The sequence below is a fragment of the Streptomyces sp. NPDC043896 genome, assembly GCF_056435605.1.
This window is the reverse complement of record NZ_JBWKEE010000017.1, coordinates 36455-58832: the sequence shown is the minus strand read 5'-3', so window position 1 is coordinate 58832 and position 22378 is coordinate 36455. Positions and strand designations below refer to the sequence as shown.

The window sequence follows — 22378 nt, the reverse complement described above, 5'->3', positions numbered from 1 at the left end:
AGGTGAGGCTTACCTTATCGAGGAGGACGTAATGTCTCGACCACATGGGATCCCCCTGCCCAGTGCGCGCCGCAGTTCGGATTCCAACGAAACGGAATCCGCTTTCGACGACGATAAGCAAGGTCAGCCGCGTCCCAGGGAAGGCGTTCGGCAGCTCACCGGAGCCGAACGCGTACGAACCCTCGTAGAGTCCAACGCCTCAGTATCCCTCACGCTGCCGGGTGCTACCGACCAGGCCGAGTGGTGGACAGGGGTGCCGGCCGCACGGACCGTCACCCCGGACGGGGACGTGATCCTCCTGGTACCAGGGGAATCCGCGGCTGCCAGGGCTGCCGCTCACGCCCAGGACGACGACCTCACCGCCGTGATCGAGATCACGGACGTGGCGCCGGTGTCCGTGCCCCATCGTATCCGAGGCCGCGCGCGGCTCTCCGGGTGGCTGACCCCGGTACGCGGGGACGACCGCCCGGTGTGCGCGGCGCTGCTCGCCGAGCGGAACCCGGTGGGCGAGCTGCTGGGCCTGGCCGAGTCCCAGGACCCCCCGTACACCGGCCGCCCCGCCTGGATGATGCTGCGCCTGGAGGTCGGCGAGATCGCGCTCGACGACCTCTGGGGCTCCGAGCAGGTGGACCCCGACGAGCTGGCGGGGGCCGAACCCGACCCGCTGGCCGCCCACGAGACGGAGCTGCTCCAGCACCTGCACTCCGCCCACGCCGAACGGGTCGCCGACCTGTGCGGGCTGCTCGGCCCCCGGGGGGCGGCCGGCCTGACCGCCGTCCCGCTGGCCCTCGACCGCCTCGGGCTGCGCGTCCGCTTCACCGGCGGCCCCGGCCGCGCCTCCTTCGACGCCCGCTTCGACTTCCCGCAGCCGGTGGCCGACGTGTGCGGGCTGCGCCGGGCCATGCGGGCCCTGTTCGCCGCCGCCGCTCACTGAGGACAGGCGGCGAGCAGCTCCTGGAGCGCGAGCTTCTCGGGTGGCGTGACGGACAGCCGGTACTTGGCCTTGACGCCGGTGTAGCGGCGCCCGTATTCGCACCAGTACTCTCCGCGCGGCGGCCGCCACTTGTCGGCCGTGCGGCTGCCCTTGTCCTGGTTGGTCTGCTTGTCCACGGCGAGCAGCACGTCGAGGTCGTTGGCGTACTCCAGCCTGCGCTGCGGCGTCCACGCGTACGCGCCCGCCCGCCAGGCCGCGCCCAGCGCGACGACGTGATCGGTCTGGATCTGCGAGGCCCGCCGGTAGGAGTACGGGAGCTCCTTGCCGGTGTACGGATCGTGCAGCACGCCCGACACCACCACACAGGGGTTGCGGTCCCCCTCGCGCAGCTCGGAGAGGTCCCTGCGCAGGACGTCGTCCCGGGTGTCGCAGCCGTTGCGCCCGCCGACGGCGTCGGTCTCGTCCGACCAGTACCGGCCGAACTCCTCCCTCTTGTACGTCTGCCAGTTCCTGCCCCACGCCACCGGGAGCTTGGCCAGCTGTTCCTGGGCGGTCGCCCTGTCCGGGGGGAACCCCGCCCCTGTGAGCGGCACCGGCCGGTGTGCGACGCCGGGGTGCTGCTGGCATCCGGCGGTAAGCAGCGCGGCGACGATGACGAGCGCACGGCATCCCATGCCCGGACCCTAGGCCCCCCGAGCCGGACGGGCCACCTCTGCGCGGGGCTGTCCCCTACCCGCCCTTCCACCGTTCCCGCCTCAGTCGCCGGCGCGGCTACAAACACGGCGCTACCGCGCCCGCGCCTCAATCGCCGGCGGGGCTGGATCTTCCAGCCCCGCCGGCGATTGAGGCGCGGGGTCTGGGGCGGAGCCCCAGGGAACGGTGGAAGGGCGGGGCGGGGAGCAGCGCCGCAGGCACCGGCACCGGCACGGCCAGGTCAGACGCCGCGCAGGCGGTCGCGGACCTTCTCCACCACGTCCGCGTAGCGCGCCTCCGCGCCGTACCGCGTCGGCTCGTAGTACCGCTTCCCGTGGATCTCGTCCGGCGCGTACTGCTGCGCGGCGATCGCGCCCGGCACGTCGTGCGGGTAGACGTAGCCCACCGCGTGCCCCAGCTTCGCCGCCCCCTTGTAGTGCCCGTCCCGCAGGTGCGCCGGCACGGCCCCGGCCAGCCCGGCCCGTACGTCGGCGAGCGCGGCACCGATCGCGGTCGTGGCGGTGTTCGACTTCGGGGCGAGCGCCAGCGCGATGGTGGCGTGCGACAGGGTCAGGGCGGCCTCCGGGAAGCCGATCATCGCCACCGCCTGGGCCGCGGCCACGGCCAGCGGCAGGGCCGTCGGGTCCGCCAGGCCGATGTCCTCGCTCGCGGAGATCATCAGGCGACGCGCGATGAACCGGGGGTCCTCCCCCGCCTCGATCATCCGGGCCAGGTAGTGCAGCGCGGCGTCCACGTCCGAGCCGCGGATCGACTTGATCAGCGCGCTCGCCACGTCGTAGTGCTGGTCGCCGTCCTTGTCGTAGCGGACCGCGGCCCGGTCGACGGCCTCCTCCAGCGTCTGGAGGGTGATCTCCTCCTCGCCCTTGGCGATGGCGGAGCCGGCCCCCGCCTCCAGCGCCGTCAGCGCCCGGCGGGCGTCGCCGCCCGCGATGCGCAGCAGGTGCGCCTCCGCGTCGGCGGGCAGGGACACGGCTCCGCCGAGGCCCCGCTCCTCCGTCAGGGCGCGCCGCATCAGGGCGCTCAGGTCCTCGTCGGTCAGCGGTTCCAGGGTGAGGAGCAGGGAGCGCGACAGCAGCGGGGAGATGATCGAGAAGTACGGGTTCTCCGTCGTCGCCGCGATCAGGGTGACCCAGCGGTTCTCCACGGCGGGCAGCAGCGAGTCCTGCTGGGCCTTGCTGAAGCGGTGGATCTCGTCGAGGAAGAGGACGGTCTCCTTGCCGTAGCCGCCGGCGGCGCGCTTGGCGCCCTCGATGACGGCCCGGACCTCCTTGACTCCGGCCGTGATCGCCGACAGCTCGACGAACCGCTTCTGCGTGGCCTGGCTGACCACGTAGGCGAGGGTGGTCTTGCCGATGCCGGGCGGCCCCCACAGGATCACCGACGAGGCTCCGGCCGGTCCCCCGGCGCCCTCCCCCACCAGCCGGCGCAGCGGGGAGCCCGGCTTCAGCAGGTGCTGCTGGCCGACGACCTCGTCCAGGTTGCGCGGGCGCATGCGGACGGCGAGCGGGGAGCTCGCGGGGTCCTTCTCCTGGCGGTCCTCGGCGGCGGCGGTGAAGAGGTCTGGTTCCACACCGGAAGCCTAAGCCAGCCCACCGACAGGACGGCGGCCGCGGCTCAGGAGGTCCAGAAGTCCCACCAGCGGGTCAGGATCAGCATGCCGATGATCCCGATGTGCAGCACGGGCAGGACCCAGGTGAACTCGTCCAGGAAGCCGCGCAGCCAGCCGGGGGCGGGCAGCAGGCCCTGGCGGACGTTGTGCGAGGTGACGTACCAGAACATCAGGATGGTGGCGGCCCAGGCCAGGCAGCACCACAGGCACAGCGAGTTGATGTTGTACAGCGACTGGTACATCAGCCAGGTGCAGAACCCGACGCCGAAGAGGGTGCCGGCGTTCAGGGTGAGCCAGTACCAGCGCCGGAACCGGGCGCCGGCGAGCAGGCTCATGCCGACGCAGATCACGATGCCGTAGGTCACGAGGCCGAGCATCGGGTTCGGGAAGCCGAAGACGGCCGCCTGCTCGCTCTTCATGATGTTGCCGCAGGAGACGATCGGGTTCAGGGAGCAGCCGGGGACGAAGTTCGGGTCCTCCAGCAGCTTGAACTTGTCGATGGTGATCACCCAGGCGGCCAGCAGGCCCGCCGCTCCGGTTATCACCAGCAGCCAGGCCAGTGCCCGGCTCGCGCCGACGGTCCGCACGGTGTTGTCGCCTGTTGTGGTCATGCGCTGCATTCTGCCGCACGGACCTTTGTGCCCGGTCCGTGAGCAACCGTCGCCCCAGCCGTTCGTTGACCGGGCCGTGCTCCCCGCCCGTGCGGGGGTGACCCGGAGATCTACGCGTTCGACACGAACGGCGGCGTCCGCTCCCCGATCCCCCGGGGATCCGGGCCGGACGGCTGTGCCGTCCGGCCCTCACGTCACGCGAGCTTCGCGCGAATGCTCTCGACCAGCCCGTCGAGGGGAACGGCCGTCTGCTCGCCGGACAGCATGTCCTTCAGCTGGACGACTCCCTCGGCCAGGTCCCGGTCACCGGCGATGACCGCCAGGCGTGCGCCCGAGCGGTTGGCACCCTTCATCGCGGCCTTCAGTCCCTTCCCGCCGTACGAGAAGTCGGACGCGATGCCGGCCGCGCGCAGCTGCGTGACCGTACCGAACAGCACACGCTTGGCTTCCTCGCCCAGAGAGACCGCGAAGACCTCGGTGGCCGCCGGGATGTCCAGCTCGATCCCCTCGGCCTCGAGCGCCAGGACGGTGCGGTCGACGCCGAGCGCCCAGCCGACCGACGGCAGCGCCGGTCCGCCGATCATCTCGGACAGGCCGTCGTAGCGGCCGCCGCCGCCGACCGCGGACTGCGAGCCCAGGCCGTCGTGGACGAACTCGAAGGTGGTGCGGGTGTAGTAGTCGAGGCCGCGCACGAGCTTCTCGTCGTCCTCGAAGGCGACCCTGGCGGCCGTGATCAGCGCCCGGACCTCCTCGTGGTAGGCCTTGCACGCGTCGCACAGGTAGTCGCGCAGCAGCGGAGCGCCGACGAGCTGCTTCTGGACCTCGGCACGCTTGTCGTCGAGGACCCGCAGCGGGTTGATCTCCGCCCGGCGGAGCGTCTCTTCGTCCAGATCCAGATCCCGCAGGAAAGTCTGGAGGGCCTCCCGGTAGACCGGACGGCACTCCTTGTCACCCAGCGAGTTCAGCAGGATCCGGAAGTTGCTCAGGCCCAGCGAGCGGTAGGCCTGGTCGGCCAGGATGATCAGCTCGGCGTCCAGCGCCGGGTCCTCCGCGCCGATGGCCTCGGCGCCGACCTGCGAGAAGTGGCGGTAGCGGCCCTTCTGGGGGCGCTCGTAGCGGTAGTACGAGCCCGAGTACCAGAGCTTGACCGGCAGACCTCCGGCCTTGTGGAGGTTGGCCTCCAGCGCCGCACGCAGCACGGAGGCGGTGCCCTCGGGGCGGAGCGCGAGGTTCGCGCCGCCCTTGGTGGTCAGGGTGTACATCTCCTTGGTCACGATGTCGGTCGACTCGCCGACGCCGCGGGCGAACAGCTCCACGTCCTCGAAGCCCGGCGTTTCGACGTACCCGTATCCGGCCTTGCGCAGCGGGCCGGAAATGGCCTCGCGAACGGCCAGGTACTTCGCGGAGTACGGCGGGATCAGGTCGTACGTGCCCTTGGGGGCCTGAAAAGTAGCCACGAAACTCTCGTCACATTCCTCGTCGTGGGGCGGCGGTGCCGTCACCCAGGCCGGCGGCGACTTCCCGGAGGTACGGGTTGGTCGCGCGCTCGCGGCCGATGGTGGTCTGGGGACCGTGGCCGGACAGCACCACCGTCGAGTCGTCCAGCGGCAGGCACACGCGGGCCAGCGACTGGAGCATCTCGGCGTGGGAGCCGCCGGGCAGGTCGGTGCGTCCGATGGAGCCGGCGAAGAGCAGGTCACCCGAGAAGAAGACCGGCGGGATGTCGGCCTGCTCGGGCATCCGGAAGGTCACCGACCCCTTGGTATGCCCGGGCGCGTGCGCCACCGAGAACTCCATTCCGGCCAGTTTCAGGCTGCTGCCGTCGGTGAGCTCGCGGACGTCGTCCGGCTCGCCCACGGTCAGCTCCCCCATGAGCGGCATGCCGATGGAGCGTCCGAGCGCCTTCTCCGGGTCGCTCATCATGTAGCGGTCCTCGGGGTGGATCCAGGCCGGTACGTCGTGTGCTCCGCACACCGGGACCACCGAGGCCACATGATCGATGTGGCCATGGGTGAGGACGACCGCGACGGGCTTGAGACGGTGCTTCTTCAACGTCTCCTCGACCCCTTGGGCGGCCTGGTGGCCGGGGTCGATGATGACGCACTCCTCACCGGCGGCGGGGGCGACCAGGTAGCAGTTGGTGCCCCAGGCCCCGGCGGGGAATCCGGCAATCAGCACGTTCGTCCTCAATCGTCGTCCGGCGGGAGGCAGCGGATCGGAATCTGCTGCTCAGAGCCTACCGGCGCCCCTCATTACACAGCGAACCCATATACGGTACGGCCTAACCCAGCCCGGACAGCGGTACCAGAGACGCACAAGGAGACGACCCGGTGGTCACGAGCGATCAGCGTCGGCGACAGCTCGCCAGGGAGAAGTACGAGCGCCAGCAGAAGCGCCGCGCGGAGGCCCGCCGCAAGTCGCGGCAGCGCCTGGCGGTCATCGGCGCGGCCTCGGCCGTGGTGATCGCCACGCTGGTCGGCCTCGTCGTGGGCGGTGTCTTCGACGGTGAGGACACCAAGGACGCGGCGGCCGACCCGTCGGCGTCCCCGTCGGCGCCGACGCCCAAGAAGTCCCCCTCCCCCGCGATGGCCATCGACGACAAGGCGAAGTACACCTTCGACCTGAAGACCAGCGCGGGCGACGTGAAGTTCGAGATGGACGCGGCGAAGACCCCGCAGACGGTCAACTCGTTCAAGTCGCTCGCCGACAAGGGCTTCTTCGACAAGACCAAGTGCCACCGCCTGGTGACCGGCGGGATCTTCGTCCTCCAGTGCGGTGACCCGGAGGGCACGGGCATGGGCGGCCCCGGGTACAACATCCCCGATGAGAACCTGGACGCCCTGGGCAAGCCGAACGAGCAGGGCCAGGTGATCTACCCGGCCGGCACGGTGGCGATGGCCAATACCGGACGCCCCGGCACCGGCGGCAGCCAGTTCTTCCTCGTCTACAAGGACAGCCCGCTGGCGCCGTCCTACACGCCCTTCGGCAAGATCGACGCGGCCGGGCTGAAGGTGCTGGAGGAGGTGGCCAAGGCCGGGACCGCCGACGGAGCCCAGGACGGCGCCCCGAAGACCGCGGTGACCATCGAGAAGGGCACCGTCACCAAGAACTGACGGTACGCGCGGCCCCGGACCGGGCCGGCCCGCCGCCCGTGCGTCGATATTCCGTCGTGCGGGATGCGGACAGCCGGCCCGGCGGTCGCCTATGTTGGCGTTGTGCAGGGCGGGCGCTGCCCGCCCCAGGAAACTGTGGACGATGCCCGGGGGCCTCCCCCGGCGGGCATCAGGTGGAGGAGGCGCTGTGAGCAGCGACCCGTGGGGCCGAGTCGACGAGACCGGCACCGTGTACGTGCGTACTTCCGAGGGCGAGCAGGTCGTCGGCTCGTGGCAGGCGGGCACCCCCGAGGAGGCCCTGGCCTACTTCGAGCGCAAGTACGAGGGCTTGGTGGTCGAGATCGGCCTCCTCGAACGGCGGGTGCGGACCACCGATCTGTCCGCCAAGGACGCCCAGACGGCCATCGAGCACCTGCGGACGCAGGTGGACGAGCACCACGCCGTGGGCGACCTGGACGCGCTGCGCGTCCGGCTCGACAAGCTGGTGGCGACGGTGGACTCGCGCCGCGAGGAGCGCAAGGTCCAGAAGGCCAAGCAGGCGGACGAGGCCCGTACGGCCAAGGACGCCCTGGTCACCGAGGCGGAGCAGCTGGCGCAGAGCGACCAGTGGCGCAGCGCGGGCGAGCGGCTGCGCGCGCTGGTGGACATCTGGAAGGGCCTGCCCCGGCTCGACCGCAAGTCGGACGACGAGCTGTGGCACCGCTTCTCGCACGCCCGCTCCGCCTTCTCCAAGCGGCGCAAGGCCCACTTCGCCGCGCTGGACGCCCAGCGCGAGGACGCCCGCAAGGCGAAGGAGAAGCTGGTCGCGGAGGCCGAGTCGCTGTCGAAGTCGACGGACTGGGGTCCGACGGCCGCCCGCTACCGCGAGCTGATGGACAGCTGGAAGGCGGCGGGCCGGGCGCAGCGCGAGGCCGAGGACGACCTGTGGAACCGTTTCCGCGGTGCGCAGGACGTGTTCTTCGCGGCGCGCGGCGAGGTCTTCGCGGAGCGCGACGCCGAGCAGGTCGAGAACCTGAAGCTGAAGGAGGAGCTGGCCGTCGAGGCGGAGAAGCTCGTCCCGGTGACGGACCTGAAGGCGGCCCGTGCCGCGTTCCGCTCCATCAACGAGCGCTGGGAGGGCATCGGCCACGTGCCGCGCGACGCCCGCCCCAAGGTCGAGGGCCGGATGCACGCCGTGGAGCGGGCCATCCAGGAGGCCGAGGAGGGCGAGTGGCGCCGTACGAACCCGGAGGCGCGGGCCCGTGCGGCCGGTCTGACGGGGCAGCTGCAGGCGGCCGTCGACAAGCTGCGTGAGCAGATCGACGCGGCGCGCGCGGCCGGCAACAACGCGAAGGCGGACAAGCTGGCCCGTGAGCTGGAGGGCCGGCAGGCCCTGCTCGACCAGGCGCTGAAGGGTCTGGAGGAGTTCGGCGGCTGACTGCCGCCGACCCTGCCGCCCCCGGCGGTTCACGTGACGGGCGCCACCGGTTTCCTCCGGTGGCGCCTGTCGGCGGTTCCGGGGCGGGAGCGGTCGCGGCGCCCTTCGTGCGCGTTCCGTGGGCGTCGGACACGCGCTCCGTACGATCTTCTGACGCGTCCCATTTGTGCGTCCTATTCGTTACGTGAATTCGACGCAGGGTGCGCGCTGGTCGCACCTGGCACCTGTGTACCGTTGTACGGTGCCGCCTCGGCGGCCCTCTGCCGGGCGACGACCAGGATCGAATGTGACGCATACCCAGATACGCGCTGATGTCCCAGACTCCCTTCTCGTTGCCCGGCCGGTCGCCAACAAGAAGGAATCGGGACTCAGGGGGGCCGGACGGCGCGTACTCGCCAATCTGAAGCGTGCCCGGAAGGCGCTGCTGATCCACATCGCGCTGCGCGCCACCGGGCTCGCCGTGATGGCGATCTGGGCGGAGCGCAAGGACGTGCGGCCGCTGGAGATCCTGGGCGGGCGCTGGGACGCCGTCTACTACCTGCACATCGCCGAGAACGGTCTGACGACCCCGCTGGCGACGCCGTCGCCCTGCGCGTTCGCGGGGCCGAGCTGCCAGATGGCGTTCTTCCCCGTCTACCCGACGCTGGTGCGGTACACGTCGTACGTCACGCACCTGCCCATGAACTGGGTGGCGATGGGGCTGGCGCTGCTCGCGTCGGTGATCGCCGCGTGGGGCATCTTCGCCGTCACGGACAAGATCTACGGACGCCGGGTGGCCCTCTTCACCTGTGCCCTGTTCGCGATCGTGCCGGCGGCGCTGGTCCAGTCGATGGCGTACACCGAGCCGCTGTTCCTCGCCCTGTCGGTGTGGGCGATGTACGCGGTGATGACGAAGTCCTGGCTGACGGCCGGTGTGCTGGCCTTCTTCGCCGGTGCCACCCGGCCTTCCGGTTCGGCCATCGTGGCGGCCGTGGTGCTGGCGGGCGTCTGGGAGTACGTGCAGTGGCGCCGCAAGCGGCGTGCGCAGCGTCCGGCGGTGGGCAGGATCATCACTGCCGCGTTGATCGCGCCGCTGGGCTGGTTCGGGTACGTCGGCTACGTGGGCTGGCACTTCGGCCGCTGGGACGGCTACTTCGAGCTCCAGCGCCGGTGGGGTTCCGTCTACGACGGCGGTTTCGACACCCTCACCGAGCTGAAGAAGACCTTCACCGAGGTGCACACCACCCTCAACCACGTGGTGGTCTCGCTGACGGTGGTCACGGCCGTGGTGCTGTTCGTCCTGATGACCCGCAGGCGCCGGCCCCCGATGGTCGTGTGGATCTTCGCGGCGATGATCATGCTGATGGCGCTGGGCGGCGCGGGCTTCTACTTCTCGAAGATGCGCTTCATCATGCCGGCCTTCCCGCTGCTGTTCCCCTTCGCGCTGGCGCTCGCCCGGGCCCGCCGCAGCACCGTGGTGTGGATCATCGGCTCGGCCACCGCGGTCTCGGCGCTCTTCGGCGGCAACCTCAACTTCGTCTGGTGGGGCTGCCCCTGACCGGGCTCTCGCCGCTCCGGACATGACGGTGGGCGCCACCCCCCCAGGGGGGTGGCGCCCACCGTCATGCGGGGCTGCGTGCGGCCTACGGCCGGCGGGCCGAGGTGACGCGGTACACGTCGTAGACGCCCTCGACGCCGCGTACGGCCTTCAGGACGTGGCCCAGGTGCTTCGGGTCGCCCATCTCGAAGGTGAACCGGGAGGTGGCCACCCGGTCGCGGGAGGTCTGCACGGCCGCGGACAGGATGTTCACGTGCTGGTCCGACAGGACCCGGGTGACGTCCGACAGCAGGCGGGACCGGTCCAGCGCCTCGACCTGGATGGCGACCAGGAAGACGGAGGACTGGGTCGGCGCCCACTCCACCTCCAGCATCCGCTCGGGCTGCTGGGAGAGGGAGTCGACGTTGACGCAGTCCGCGCGGTGAACCGATACGCCACTGCCGCGCGTGACGAAGCCGATGATCGGGTCGCCCGGCACCGGGGTGCAGCAGCGGGCCAGCTTGACCCACACGTCCTCGACGCCCTTGACGACCACACCGGGGTCCGCGTTCCCCCGCCGCTTGGTGCGGGCGCGCGACGGCGGGACGCTCTCCTCGATGTCCTCGTTGGCGGCCTCCTCACCGCCCAGGGCCTGCACCAGCTTCTGCACGACGCCCTGCGCGGCCACGTGGCCCTCGCCGATCGCCGCGTACAGGGAGGAGATGTCCGGGTAGCGCATCTCGTGCGCCAGGGTGACGAGGGAGTCGCCGGTCAGGATGCGCTGGATCGGCAGGTTCTGCTTGCGCATGGCCCGCGCGATGGCGTCCTTGCCGTGCTCGATGGCCTCGTCGCGGCGCTCCTTGGAGAACCAGGCGCGGATCTTGTTGCGGGCCCTCGGGGACTTCACGAAGCCCAGCCAGTCGCGGGACGGGCCCGCGCCCTCGGCCTTGGAGGTGAAGACCTCGACCAGGTCGCCGTTGTCCAGGGTCGATTCGAGCGGTACCAGCCGCCCGTTGACCCGGGCCCCTATGGTGCGGTGGCCGACCTCGGTGTGGACCGCGTACGCGAAGTCCACGGAGGTCGCACCGGCGGGCAGCGCGATGACGTCGCCCTTGGGGGTGAAGACGAAGACCTCGTTGCGGGAGAGGTCGAAGCGCAGCGAGTCGAGGAACTCGCCCGGGTCCTCGGTCTCCTTCTGCCAGTCGAGCAGCTGGCGCAGCCAGGCCATGTCGTTGACGGTGTCCTGGCCGGCGCTGCCCTTGGCCGCCTGCGGCACGTCGGTGCGGATCTTGGAGGCGCCGGCGACGGTCTGCTGCTTGTACTTCCAGTGCGCGGCGATGCCGTACTCGGCGCGGCGGTGCATGTCGAAGGTGCGGATCTGGAGTTCGACCGGCTTGCCGTTGGGCCCGATTACCGTCGTGTGGAGCGACTGGTACATGTTGAACTTGGGCATCGCGATGTAGTCCTTGAACCGGCCGGGGACCGGGTTCCAGCGCGCGTGCACGGTGCCGAGGGCCGCGTAGCAGTCCCGCACGGTGTCCACGAGGACGCGGATGCCCACCAGGTCGTAGATCTCCGCGAAGTCACGGCCGCGGACGATCATCTTCTGGTAGACGCTGTAGTAGTGCTTGGGCCGGCCGGTGACGGTGGCCTTGATGCGGGCGGCCCTGAGGTCGACCATCACCTCGTCGGTGACCAGGGCGAGGTACTCGTCGCGCTTGGGCGCCCGCTCGGCGACGAGCCGCACGATCTCGTCGTACATCTTGGGGTAGAGGATCGCGAAGGCGAGGTCTTCGAGCTCCCACTTGATCGTGTTCATGCCGAGGCGGTGGGCCAGCGGCGCGTAGATCTCGAGGGTCTCGCGGGCCTTCTTCTCCTGCTTCTCCCGCTTGAGGTAGCGCATGGTGCGCATGTTGTGCAGGCGGTCGGCGAGCTTGATGACGAGGACCCGGGGGTCCTTGGCCATGGCGACGACCATCTTGCGGACGGTCTCGGCCTGCGCCGCCTCGCCGAACTTGACCCGGTCGAGCTTGGTGACGCCGTCGACGAGGAGGGCGACGGCGTCGCCGAAGTCGCGGCGGAGCTGCTCCAGGCCGTACTCGGTGTCCTCGACGGTGTCGTGCAGCAGGCCCGCCATCAGGGTGGCGGGATCCATGCCCAGCTCGGCGAGGATGGTGGTCACCGCGAGCGGGTGGGTGATGTACGGGTCGCCGCTCTTGCGCTTCTGGCCGCGGTGCCAGCGTTCGGCGACTTGGTAGGCCTGCTCGATCTGGCGCAGCGTCGCCGTCTCGATCTTCGGGTCGTTGCTGCGGACTATACGGAGCAGCGGCTCCAGCACCGGGTTGTACGGGTTGGAACGCTGCACGCCGAGGCGCGCCAGCCGGGCCCGCACCCGGTTGGAGGACCCGCCCGGCCTGGCCGGTACGGGCTTGACCGGCGGGGCCGGCGGGGGCGTGGCAGCGGCCGCCGCGGCCGGGTCGGCCTTCGGGTCGGGCTGAGCGGCGGAGAGTGGCTGGACCTCGTCTGGCAAGAGCGCTCCTCTGGGATCCGGGGCCCCGGTCAGGTCCGGATAACCCATGGTAGCGAGGGTTCCGCCGCCCCGTTCTCCGTGGTCGCTCCGCGGGACACGGCCCCAGGCCCGCTCCGGCCCGCCCCCAGCGACCACCGTTTCCGGCCCGCGGTCCGGCCCCCGCCCGGGGCACCTCGGGGAGGGTCCGGGCGGCAGGGCCCCCGGCACCCGCCCCGCACACGGGAACGGCGGGCCCCCGGGGTGTCCCGGGAACCCGCCGTTCCGGCAGAAGCGGTGGTCAGACCACGATCAGCGCGTCCAGCGGGGCGTCGCCCAGGGCCGGGGCCAGCTTGGCCCGCCCCGGGAGGAACGACAGCTCCATCAGGACCGCCACCCCGGCGACCTCGGCCCCGGCCCGCCGGATCAGCTCCAGCGAGGCCTCGGCCGTACCGCCGGTCGCCAGGACGTCGTCGATGACCATGACCTTGTCACCGGCCGACAGGTCCTCCGCGTGGACCTCGATCTCGGCGGTGCCGTACTCCAGCTCGTACGACTGCGCGAGCGTGGCGCCCGGCAGCTTGCCGGCCTTGCGGACCGGGACGAAGCCGATGCCCGCCTGGACGGCGACCGGGGCGGCGAGGATGAACCCGCGCGCCTCCAGCCCGACGATCTTCGTCGCGCCGTACCGGACGGCCAGCTCCACCAGCGCCTCCGTCAGCGCCGCGAAGGCCTTCGGGTCGGCGAGCAGCGGGGTGATGTCCTTGAACACCACTCCGGGCTTCGGGTAGTCCGGTACGTCCTTGATCCGGCCGAGGAGCAGCTCGCGGAGTTCGGGGGTGGAGGAGGGGGCCGTCACCGGCGACGCCTCCCCTGGCCGCCCTGGGACACGACCTGCGCGCCCTCGTCCGGCCCGGCGTCCTCGGCGTCCTCGCCCTTGGCCGCCGCGGCGGCGCGCTTCGCGAGCACCCGCTTGGTCAGCGCCTTCATCGCCGGCTCGCGCTCCTTCAGGTCCACGACCAGCGGGGTCGCGATGAAGATCGAGGAGTACGCACCGGCCGCGAGGCCGACGAACAGGGACAGCGAGATGTCGTTGAGCATGCCCGCGCCCAGGAAGCCGCCGCCGATGAACAGCAGGCCGGCGACCGGGAGCAGCGCGACGACGGTGGTGTTGATCGAGCGGACCAGAGTGCCGTTGATGCTGCGGTTGGCGATCTCGCTGAACGTGTAGCGGGTCTGCTTGGTGATGTCCTTCGAGCCCTCCTTCAGACCGTCGAAGACGACGACGGTGTCGTAGAGGGAGTAACCGAGGATGGTGAGCAGACCGATCACGGTGCCGGGGGTGACCTCGAAGCCGACCAGCGCGTACACGCCGACGGTGATGGTGAGGTCGTGGATCAGCGCGATCAGCGCGGCGACGGCCATGCGCCACTCGAAGGCGATGGCGAGGTAGATCACCACGAGGATCATGAAGACGCCGAGGCCGGTCCAGGCCTTGTTCGCGATCTGCTCGCCCCAGCTGGGGCCGACCAGGTCCGCGTTGATCTGGGCCGCGTCGACCTTGAGGTCGGCGCCGAGCTGCTTCTTCACGGAGGCGGCGGAGTCGGTGTCCAGACCGGAGATCTGGATGCGCAGGCCGCCGGTCCCGAGCTCCTGGACGATCGCGTCGTGCCCGGAGGCCTTCTCCGCGCTCTCCGTCGCCTTGGCCACGGAGACGGCCGTCTTCGGGGTGGTGAAGACGGCACCGCCCTTGAACTCGATGCCCATGTTGAGGCCCTGCACGGCCAGGGCCACGATCGCCGTGATGGTGATCAGGATGGAAACGCCGTACCAGAGAAAGCGCTTGCCGACGAAGTCGTAGCCGACCTCACCGCGGTACAGCTTGGCGCCGAGATCTCCCAGCTTCGACATCTCTCACGCCTCCTTTGCGTCGACGGGGGCGGGTACGGGCGCGCTGCGGCGGGACCGGCGCAGCGGCGGCTTGGCGCCGAGCCGCTGGGGGTCGAGCCCGGACCACGGGTGCCCGCTGGAGAAGAACTTCGTACGGGCCAGCAGGGTCATGACCGGCTTGGTGAAGAGGAACACCACGACCACGTCGAGGAGGGTGGTCAGACCCAGCGTGAAGGCGAAGCCCTGGACCTTGCCGACGGTGACGATGAAGAGCACGGCCGCGGCGAGGAACGACACGAAGTCGGAGACCAGGATCGTGCGGCGGGCGCGCGGCCAGGCGCGCTCGACGGCCGGACGCAGGGTGCGGCCCTCGCGGATCTCGTCACGGATGCGCTCGAAGTACACGATGAACGAGTCCGCCGTGATGCCGATGGCGACGATCGCGCCGCAGACGGCGGGCAGGTTCAGGGCGAAGCCGATGCCCTTGCCCAGCAGCGCCATGATCGTGTACGTGAGGATCGCCGACACCAGGAGGCTGACGATGGCGATGAAGGCCAGGCCCCGGTAGTACACCAGCAGGTAGATCACGACGAGGGCGAGGCCGATGGCGCCGGCGATGAGGCCCGCCTTCAGCTGCTCGCCGCCGAGCGCGGCGGTGACGGTGGTGACGCTGTCCTCCTGGAAGGACAGCGGCAGGGCGCCGTACGAGAGCATGTTGCCCAGGTCCTGCGCGGACTGCTGCGTGAAGCCGCCGGAGATCTCGGCGTTGCCGCCGGTCAGCGCCTGGCTCACGGACGGGTCGGAGATGACCTCGCCGTCGAGCACGATCGCGAACTGGTTCTGCGGGGACTGCTTGGTGGCGAGCTCACCGGTGATCTTGGCGAACTTGTCGGCGCCCTTGTCGGTGAACTGCATGGTGACGATCCACTGACCGCGCTGCTGGTCGATGACGCCCTGGGCGTCCTTCACGTCCGTACCGGCGACCTGGGCCGGGCCGAGGACCCACTTGCCCCACTGGTTGCCGCGCTGACCACAGGCGATCATCGGGTCCTCGGGCTTGACGCCCTGGCCCGCTGCGGCGCGCTGGTCCTCCTTGGTGCAGTCCAGCGCGGCGAACTTCGCCTGGAGGTCCGCGACGGCCTGGTCGGCCGACGGGGTCGGGACGGGGGCCGGCGCCGAGGCGGACGGCGTGGCCTTGTTGTCGTCTGCCTTCTTCGACTCGCTCGCCGAGGGCGAGGGAGTGGGGGTGCCCGGGGCCTTGAGGGCCTCGCTGAGCACACGGCCCTGGGAAGTGGCGCTGGACGACGGGGTGGCCGACGCGGAGGGCTTGGAGCCGCCCTCTGCCTTCGGGGCGCCCGAACCGCTCGCGGAGGGGCTCGGGGACGTACCCGGGGACGTGCTCGGCTTCGGCTCGGGAGCGGCGGGGGCGCCGTCGGCGAAGGCCAGCACGGGGCGGAAGTACAGCTGGGCGGTGGTACCGACCTGCTCGCGCGCCTGCTGCTCGTTCGTCCCCTTGGGGATGTTCACGATGATGTGGTCGCGGCCCTGGGTCTGGACCTCGGCCTCCGAGACACCGAGACCGTTGACGCGGCGCTCGATGATGCCGACCGCCGTGTTCATGTTGGTCTCGTTGACGGCGTCCGGCTTGCCGGGCTCGCTCTTGGCCTTGAGCGTGATGCTCGTACCACCGGCGAGGTCGATGCCCAGGCGGGGCGTCGTCTGCTTCGTGAGGAACATCCCCGCGGTGAGCGCCACCATCGCGATCAGGATGAAGGCCAGGGCGCGCCCCGGCCTCCCCTGAGCCCCCGTGGGCCGCCGGCCCTTCTTCGGTGCTGCCACCTTGTCGTTTCTCCCTGTCCAACCGCCCTGCGCCGGGTCAGCGCGCGGACGGCCAAGAAATGTGTGGTGGGGACCCCTGCCCCCCGCAGAAGTTCACTGCGGGAACCGCGGCGGACGCCGGTCGGACGCCGCCGCGGTCCCTGCCGGGCCCTACTTGGCGCCGGGCTCGCCGTCGGTCTTGCCGTCCTTCGGCTCGTCGCCCTTGGGCTCGTCGGCCTTGGGCTCGTCCTTCTTGCCCAGGTCGAGCTTGGGGGCGTCGCCCTCGGTCAGCGAGGAGGCGTCGTCGGGGACGACCGGAGCGTCCTCCACGGTCTCGGAGGTGCCGTGGACGATGCGGTTGTACTCGTCGTCCTCCAGCACGGCGCCGATGGCGTTCTTCGCGTAGACCGCGTGGACACCGGGGGCCACCTCAAGGGTGACGGTGTCGTCGCCGATCTCCTTCACCGTGGCGTACATGCCGCCGATGGTGCGGACGCCGGTGCCCGGCGTCATGTTGTCGCGCATCTGCGCGGCCTGCTGCTGCTTCTTCTTCGCGGAGCGGGTCATCAGGAACATCGCCCCGATGAGCACGATGAACGGGAGGAGTGTCACGAGATTCACGGGACGGAGATCCTTCGCACGACCGCACGGGAGACGGCCTTTTTCTACGGGGGTGGGCACGCCGACCTGAAGGGTCGGCATCGGCGGAGTCTAGGCGAGTCCGCACCGATGGAACAACGCCCAGCATGGCACCGCAGTTCCTGACCGGTCGAACCTCCGCGCCGTCAGGCCCCGAACAGGCCCTGTTGTCCGCTTGATCCGCCGCCCGGGTGCTGTGGCGGAACAAGCCCCAGGTGAGCCCATGCCGCCGGGGTCGCGACCCGGCCGCGCGGGGTACGGGCGAGCAGCCCCTCCCGTACCAGGAAGGGCTCGGCCACCTCCTCGACCGTTTCGCGCTCCTCCCCCACGGCGACGGCGAGGGTGGACAGCCCGACGGGCCCGCCGCCGAACAGCTTGAGCAGCGCCTCCAGCACGGCCCGGTCCAGCCGGTCAAGGCCGCGCGCGTCCACCTCGTACACCTGGAGGGCCGTGGCCGCCACCTCGCGGGTGATCACCCCGTCGGCCCTCACCTGCGCGTAGTCGCGGACGCGGCGCAGCAGCCGGTTGGCGATACGGGGGGTGCCGCGCGAGCGGCCGGCGATCTCGGCGGCACCGGCGGTGTCGATCTCGACGTCGAGGAGGCCGGCGGAGCGGCGGATGACGCGTTCCAGCTCGGCGGGGGCGTAGAACTCCATGTGGCCGGTGAAGCCGAAGCGGTCCCGCAGCGGCGGGGGCAGCAGGCCGGCGCGGGTGGTGGCGCCGACGAGGGTGAAGGGCGGCAGCTCCAGCGGGATGGCGGTGGCTCCCGGACCCTTGCCGACGATCACGTCGACGCGGAAGTCCTCCATGGCCATGTACAGCATCTCCTCGGCGGGCCGGGACATGCGGTGGATCTCGTCGAGGAAGAGGACCTCGCCCTCCTGGAGGGAGGACAGGATCGCGGCGAGGTCGCCCGCGTGCTGGATGGCGGGGCCGGAGGTGATCCGGATGGGCGCGCCCATCTCGGCCGCGATGATCATGGAGAGGGTGGTCTTGCCGAGGCCGGGCGCGCCGGACAGCAGCACGTGATCGGCGGTGGCACCGCGCTGGCGGGCGGCCTTCAGCACGAGGTCGAGCTGCTGGCGGACCTTCTCCTGGCCGACGAACTCGCCGAGGTCCTTCGGGCGCAGGGCCGCCTCGACGGCGGTGTCCTCCCCGTCGGCGGCGGCCGCCACGATCCGGTCGTCGCTCTCGTCGTCCCAGTTCACGGTGCTCAGTCTGCCTTCTACGTCGTTGCGGTGGTCGATCCGGACCCCGTCCCGGGGGACGGGGTCCCGCCGCGCGGTCCCGCGCGGCGGGAGCCGGTCAGCGGGCCCGGTTGAGGGACTGGAGCGCGGCCCGCAGGAGCTGCGGAACCGGCGCCGAACCGCCGGCGGCGATGGCCGCCTCGGCCTGCGGGGTCACCGAGACCACGGCCTCCTCCGCCTCGCGCGACGCGTACCCCAGCCCGATCAGCGCCGCCGTCAGCTGCTCGGTCCACGGCGCGGGCCCCGCGGCCACGCGCTGCGCACCGACCACCGGACCGGCGGCGGCAGGGGCGCCCAGCTTGCCCTTGAGCTCCAGCAGCAGCTTCTGGGCGCCCTTCGGCCCGATGCCCGGCACCGCCGTCAGCGCCTTCGCGTCCCCCGCGGCGAAGGCCACCCGCAGCGCGTCGGGGGTGTGCACCCCGAGCATCGCCTGGGCCACCCGGGGACCGACCCCGCTCGCGGTCTGGAGCAGCTCGAAGACCTGGCGTTCGTCGTCGTCCGCGAAGCCGTACAGGGTCAGGGAGTCCTCCCGTACGACCAGCGAGGTGGCCAGCCGGGCCTGCTCGCCCATCCGCAGCCCGGCGATGGTGCCGGGCGTGCACTGCACGGCCATGCCCACTCCGCCGACTTCGATCACGGCCAGGGTGGGGGTGAGCGCGGCGACCTGGCCGCTGACGAAGGCGATCATCGGGTACGGCCTTTCGGGGCTGTGGCGTGCTGGGCGACCGCCTGCCGGAGGCGGTTCTGGGCGGGGGCCCGCCAGATGTGGCAGATGGCGAGGGCGAGCGCGTCGGCGGCGTCGGCCGGCTTCGGGGGCTCGGCGAGCCGCAGCAGCCGCGTCACCATCGCCCCGACCTGCGCCTTGTCGGCGCGGCCGCTGCCGGTGACGGCGGCCTTGACCTCGCTCGGGGTGTGCAGGGCGACCGGTATCCCGCGGCGGGCGGCGCACAGCATGGCGACGGCGCTGGCCTGGGCGGTGCCCATGACGGTGCGGACGTTGTGCTGGCTGAAGACCCGCTCCACGGCGACGTACTCCGGACGGTGCGCGTCGAGCCATTCCTCGATGCCGGCCTCGATCGCGACGAGCCGGTGCCCGAGCTCGGCGTCGGCCGGGGTCCGCACGACCCCGACGCCGATCATGGTCAGGGGCCGCCCCGCGACTCCCTCGACCACGCCGACACCACACCGCGTCAGCCCCGGGTCCACACCCAGTACGCGCACTCCGCCCCCTCGTTCGACACCTGTCCGTGCAGGCTATCCGGCCCCACTGACAAAGCGGCGGGCCGACAGGGTGTGTCCTGTCGGCCCGCCGGAGGGAAGGGGGTACGGGCGCCGGTCAGGCGTCGACCTTCTCCATGACCTCGTCCGAGACGTCGAAGTTGGCGAAGACGTTCTGCACGTCGTCGCTGTCCTCGAGCGCGTCGATCAGCTTGAAGATCTTGCGCGCGCCCTCTTCGTCGAGCTCGACCTGCATGGTCGGGACGAAGGAGGAGTCGGCGGAATCGTAGTCGATGCCGGCGTCCTGGAGCGCGGTGCGGACCGCGACCAGGTCGGTGGCCTCGCTGATGATCTCCCAGGTCTCGCCGTTGTCGTTGACCTCTTCGGCACCCGCGTCCAGGACCGCGCCCAGGACGTCGTCCTCGGAGAGCTCGGCCTTGGGCAGCAGGATGACGCCCTTGCGGTTGAACAGGTACGAGACCGAGCCCGGGTCGGCCATGGAGCCGCCGTTGCGGGTCATGGCGACGCGGACGTCGGAGGCGGCGCGGTTGCGGTTGTCGGTGAGGCACTCGATGAGCACCGCGACACCGTTGGGGCCGTAGCCTTCGTACATGATCGTCTCGTAGTCGGCGCCGCCGGCCTCCAGGCCGCCGCCGCGCTTGACCGCGGAGTCGATGTTCTTGTTCGGGACCGAGCTCTTCTTGGCCTTCTGGATGGCGTCGAAGAGCGTCGGGTTGCCGTCGACGTCGACGCCGCCCATGCGCGCCGCGACCTCGATGTTCTTGATCAGCTTCGCGAAGAGCTTGCCGCGCTTGGCATCGATCACGGCCTTCTTGTGCTTCGTCGTAGCCCATTTAGAGTGGCCGGACATCCGCCTGTCTCCTTCGCGTAACCAACAGTGTTCACCGACGATCCTACCGGGACCTCGTCACAGCCCCGCGCGCACCATGTCGACGAAGTACGCGTGTACGCGGTCGTCGCCGGTCAGCTCCGGGTGGAAGGAGGTGGCCAGTACGTTGCCCTGGCGGACGGCGACCGTGTGGCCGTCGTACGTGGCGAGCACCTCGGCGCTCGCACCGACCGACTCGACCCACGGGGCGCGGATGAAGACGCCCTCGACGGGGCCTCCCGCTATGCCCGCGAAGTCGATCCGGGCCTCGAAGGACTCGTTCTGCCGGCCGAAGGCGTTGCGGCGCACGATCATGTCGATGCCGCCGAGCGTCTCCTGGTCCTCACGGCCGTCGAGCAGCTTGTCCGCGAGCATGATCATGCCGGCGCAGGTGCCGTAGACGGGCATGCCGGCGCGCACGCGCTCGCGCAGCGGCTCCAGCATGCCGAACAGCACGGCGAGCTTCGACATGGTCGTGGACTCGCCGCCGGGGATCACCAGGGCGTCGACCTCGGCGAGCTCCTCGGGGCGCCGGACCGGCCTGGCCACGGCGTCCGCCGCGGCCAGGGCGATCAGGTGCTCCCGTACGTCGCCCTGGAGGGCCAGGACACCAATGACGGGGGTGGTCATGACAGTGACTACCAGCCGCGGTTGGCGTAGCGCTCGGCCTCGGGGAGGGTGTCGCAGTTGATGCCGACCATGGCCTCGCCCAGGTTGCGGGACGCGTCCGCGATGACCTTCGGGTCGTCGAAGAAGGTGGTGGCCTTGACGATGGCGGCGGCGCGCTTGGCCGGGTCGCCGGACTTGAAGATGCCGGAGCCGACGAAGACGCCCTCGGCACCGAGCTGGCGCATCAGGGCGGCGTCGGCCGGGGTGGCGACGCCACCGGCGGAGAACAGCACGACCGGGAGCTTGCCGAGCTCGGCGACCTCCTTGACGAGCTCGTACGGGGCGCGCAGCTCCTTGGCGGCGGCGTACAGCTCGTTGTTGTCGTAGCCGCGCAGCTGGGCGATCTCGTTCTTGATCTGGCGCAGGTGGCGGACGGCCTCGACGACGTTGCCGGTGCCGGCCTCGCCCTTCGAGCGGATCATGGCCGCGCCCTCGGCGATGCGGCGCAGGGCCTCGCCCAGGTTGGTGGCGCCACAGACGAAGGGGGTGGTGAAGGCCCACTTGTCGGAGTGGTTGATCTCGTCGGCCGGGGTCAGGACCTCGGACTCGTCGATGTAGTCGACGCCGAGGGACTGGAGGACCTGGGCCTCGACGAAGTGGCCGATGCGGGACTTGGCCATGACCGGGATGGAGACGGCCTCGATGATCTCTTCGATCATGTTCGGGTCGGACATGCGGGCCACGCCGCCGTCCTTGCGGATGTCGGCCGGAACCCGCTCCAGGGCCATGACGGCCACGGCGCCGGCGTCCTCGGCGATCTTCGCCTGCTCGGCGTTGACCACGTCCATGATCACGCCGCCCTTGAGCTGCTCGGCCATGCCGCGCTTGACGCGGGACGTGCCGATGGCCGACTCAGCGGACTGGGAAGAGGTGGGAAGCGTGCTCACGGGTTGACCTCACTCGAAACGAACTCGAACGGAAGACGGGTGGTACTTGGCTGAGAAAACCCCACCGACCAGTCCACTACAAGGGCCAATGTGGAGCCGGTGGCTCTTTCATTTGTCCCCTGCGGCACTGGAACACTCAGGCGGGACGGTCCGCGAGGTCCGCCGGAGGCTCATCGTCCATTTCGAAGGCCAGCGGGAACGGCGCGTGTCCCGCCAGTCTGAACCATCGGACCTTGCGGTGGCGGCGCAGCGCGCGGGCGGCCCGTACGGCGTCGTTGAGGAACCGGCGGGCCATGGGGACGCGGCGCACCGCGGCGGCCAGCTCCTCGGCCGCCGCCTCCCCGCCCGGGGCGGCCTTGAGCACCTCCACCTGGTCCGCGTCGGCGAACACCGCCCGCAGCGCCTGGCTGAGCTCGCTCTCGGCGACCTCCCGGTGCTCCTCCTCGGCCTGCCGCGCGGCGTGCGCGGCCTCGTACAGCACGAGGGAGGAGGCGGGGTCGAGCGCCCCGGAGGTGGCCACCTCCAGCACCACGGAGGCCCGCCGCACGAGCTGTGCGTCCAGGGCGGCCCGGGCGGCGTCCATCCGCGTGTGCAACCGGTCCAGCCGCCCGGCGGTCCAGCTGAGGTAGACCCCGACGACGGCGAGCGCCACCGCGATCCAGACAAGGTTTTCGATCACGGGCGGCGACACTACCGTCCCG

General features: G+C 71.0%; 21 protein-coding genes. 4 read left to right on the top strand and 17 right to left on the bottom strand.

Annotated elements, in window-relative coordinates; translation table 11 throughout:
* The first annotated feature begins 31 nt into the window (after window positions 1–31).
* Window positions 32–934 (top strand): DUF2470 domain-containing protein, encoded by a 903-nt coding sequence (locus AC069X_RS23965; RefSeq protein WP_478731231.1) that lies wholly within the window; start codon window positions 32–34, stop codon window positions 932–934.
* Here the strand turns inward: AC069X_RS23965 and AC069X_RS23960 are convergent.
* From AC069X_RS23960 to AC069X_RS23940, 5 genes are all read right to left on the bottom strand, one after another.
* The gene (locus tag AC069X_RS23960) at window positions 928–1608 is read right to left on the bottom strand and encodes an HNH endonuclease family protein (RefSeq protein WP_478731229.1); all 681 of its coding nucleotides are present in this window, start codon (window positions 1606–1608) and stop codon (window positions 928–930) included. The two genes, AC069X_RS23965 and AC069X_RS23960, sit on opposite strands and share 7 nt — an antisense overlap.
* 260 nt (window positions 1609–1868) lie before the next feature.
* On the bottom strand, window positions 1869–3218 hold the full coding sequence (locus AC069X_RS23955) for a replication-associated recombination protein A (RefSeq protein WP_478731227.1): 1350 nt from the start codon (window positions 3216–3218) through the stop codon (window positions 1869–1871).
* A gap of 44 nt (window positions 3219–3262) precedes the next feature.
* Window positions 3263–3877 (bottom strand): vitamin K epoxide reductase family protein, encoded by a 615-nt coding sequence (locus tag AC069X_RS23950; RefSeq protein ID WP_478731225.1) that lies wholly within the window; start codon window positions 3875–3877, stop codon window positions 3263–3265.
* 185 nt (window positions 3878–4062) lie between these two features.
* Window positions 4063–5325: a histidine--tRNA ligase gene (hisS, locus tag AC069X_RS23945; RefSeq protein WP_478731223.1), complete on the bottom strand. Its 1263-nt coding sequence runs from the start codon at window positions 5323–5325 to the stop codon at window positions 4063–4065.
* Between the two features lie 10 nt (window positions 5326–5335).
* Window positions 5336–6046 carry an MBL fold metallo-hydrolase gene (locus tag AC069X_RS23940; RefSeq protein WP_478731221.1) on the bottom strand — a complete coding sequence of 237 codons (711 nt, stop codon included), beginning with the start codon at window positions 6044–6046 and terminating at the stop codon, window positions 5336–5338.
* A gap of 152 nt (window positions 6047–6198) precedes the next feature.
* On the opposite strand from AC069X_RS23940, the gene AC069X_RS23935 reads away from it, so the two are divergent.
* From AC069X_RS23935 to AC069X_RS23925, 3 genes are all read left to right on the top strand, one after another.
* Window positions 6199–6981, top strand: a complete 783-nt coding sequence (locus AC069X_RS23935) for a peptidylprolyl isomerase (RefSeq protein WP_478731219.1) — start codon at window positions 6199–6201, stop codon at window positions 6979–6981.
* 187 nt (window positions 6982–7168) lie between these two features.
* Window positions 7169–8398: a DUF349 domain-containing protein gene (locus AC069X_RS23930; protein ID WP_478731217.1), complete on the top strand. Its 1230-nt coding sequence runs from the start codon at window positions 7169–7171 to the stop codon at window positions 8396–8398.
* 286 nt (window positions 8399–8684) lie between these two features.
* Complete coding sequence (locus tag AC069X_RS23925) at window positions 8685–9935, top strand: glycosyltransferase family 39 protein (protein ID WP_478731215.1); 1251 nt, start codon at window positions 8685–8687, stop codon at window positions 9933–9935.
* An 85-nt stretch (window positions 9936–10020) separates the two neighbouring features.
* Here the strand turns inward: AC069X_RS23925 and AC069X_RS23920 are convergent, their stop codons facing one another.
* From AC069X_RS23920 to AC069X_RS23865, 12 genes are all read right to left on the bottom strand, one after another.
* Window positions 10021–12444 (bottom strand): RelA/SpoT family protein, encoded by a 2424-nt coding sequence (locus AC069X_RS23920; RefSeq protein ID WP_478731213.1) that lies wholly within the window; start codon window positions 12442–12444, stop codon window positions 10021–10023.
* A 277-nt stretch (window positions 12445–12721) separates the two neighbouring features.
* Window positions 12722–13279, bottom strand: coding sequence for an adenine phosphoribosyltransferase (locus AC069X_RS23915; protein ID WP_478731211.1), 558 nt, complete (start codon window positions 13277–13279; stop codon window positions 12722–12724).
* Entirely contained in the window at window positions 13276–14331 is a 1056-nt protein-coding gene (gene secF / locus AC069X_RS23910) for a protein translocase subunit SecF (RefSeq protein ID WP_478731209.1), read from the bottom strand. Before secF ends, AC069X_RS23915 begins: the two co-directional genes overlap by 4 nt.
* 3 nt (window positions 14332–14334) lie before the next feature.
* Window positions 14335–16149: a protein translocase subunit SecD gene (secD, locus tag AC069X_RS23905; protein ID WP_478731207.1), complete on the bottom strand. Its 1815-nt coding sequence runs from the start codon at window positions 16147–16149 to the stop codon at window positions 14335–14337.
* A 150-nt stretch (window positions 16150–16299) separates the two neighbouring features.
* Window positions 16300–16749: a preprotein translocase subunit YajC gene (gene yajC, locus AC069X_RS23900; protein WP_478731205.1), complete on the bottom strand. Its 450-nt coding sequence runs from the start codon at window positions 16747–16749 to the stop codon at window positions 16300–16302.
* A gap of 164 nt (window positions 16750–16913) precedes the next feature.
* Window positions 16914–17975, bottom strand: a complete 1062-nt coding sequence (ruvB, locus tag AC069X_RS23895; RefSeq protein WP_478731203.1) for a Holliday junction branch migration DNA helicase RuvB — start codon at window positions 17973–17975, stop codon at window positions 16914–16916.
* 97 nt (window positions 17976–18072) lie between these two features.
* Window positions 18073–18702, bottom strand: a complete 630-nt coding sequence (gene ruvA / locus AC069X_RS23890) for a Holliday junction branch migration protein RuvA (protein WP_478731201.1) — start codon at window positions 18700–18702, stop codon at window positions 18073–18075.
* The gene (gene ruvC / locus AC069X_RS23885; protein WP_478731199.1) at window positions 18699–19235 is read right to left on the bottom strand and encodes a crossover junction endodeoxyribonuclease RuvC; all 537 of its coding nucleotides are present in this window, start codon (window positions 19233–19235) and stop codon (window positions 18699–18701) included. Before ruvC ends, ruvA begins: the two co-directional genes overlap by 4 nt.
* A 115-nt stretch (window positions 19236–19350) precedes the next feature.
* A complete protein-coding gene (locus tag AC069X_RS23880; protein WP_478731197.1) occupies window positions 19351–20103 on the bottom strand; it encodes a YebC/PmpR family DNA-binding transcriptional regulator in 753 nt (250 codons plus the stop codon).
* Window positions 20104–20160: 57 nt separating this feature from the next.
* Window positions 20161–20751 (bottom strand): pyridoxal 5'-phosphate synthase glutaminase subunit PdxT, encoded by a 591-nt coding sequence (pdxT, locus tag AC069X_RS23875; protein WP_478731195.1) that lies wholly within the window; start codon window positions 20749–20751, stop codon window positions 20161–20163.
* Between the two features lie 8 nt (window positions 20752–20759).
* Entirely contained in the window at window positions 20760–21677 is a 918-nt protein-coding gene (pdxS, locus tag AC069X_RS23870; protein ID WP_007263067.1) for a pyridoxal 5'-phosphate synthase lyase subunit PdxS, read from the bottom strand.
* 136 nt (window positions 21678–21813) lie between these two features.
* Window positions 21814–22356: a LemA family protein gene (locus AC069X_RS23865; RefSeq protein WP_478731193.1), complete on the bottom strand. Its 543-nt coding sequence runs from the start codon at window positions 22354–22356 to the stop codon at window positions 21814–21816.
* Window positions 22357–22378 lie beyond the last annotated feature (22 nt).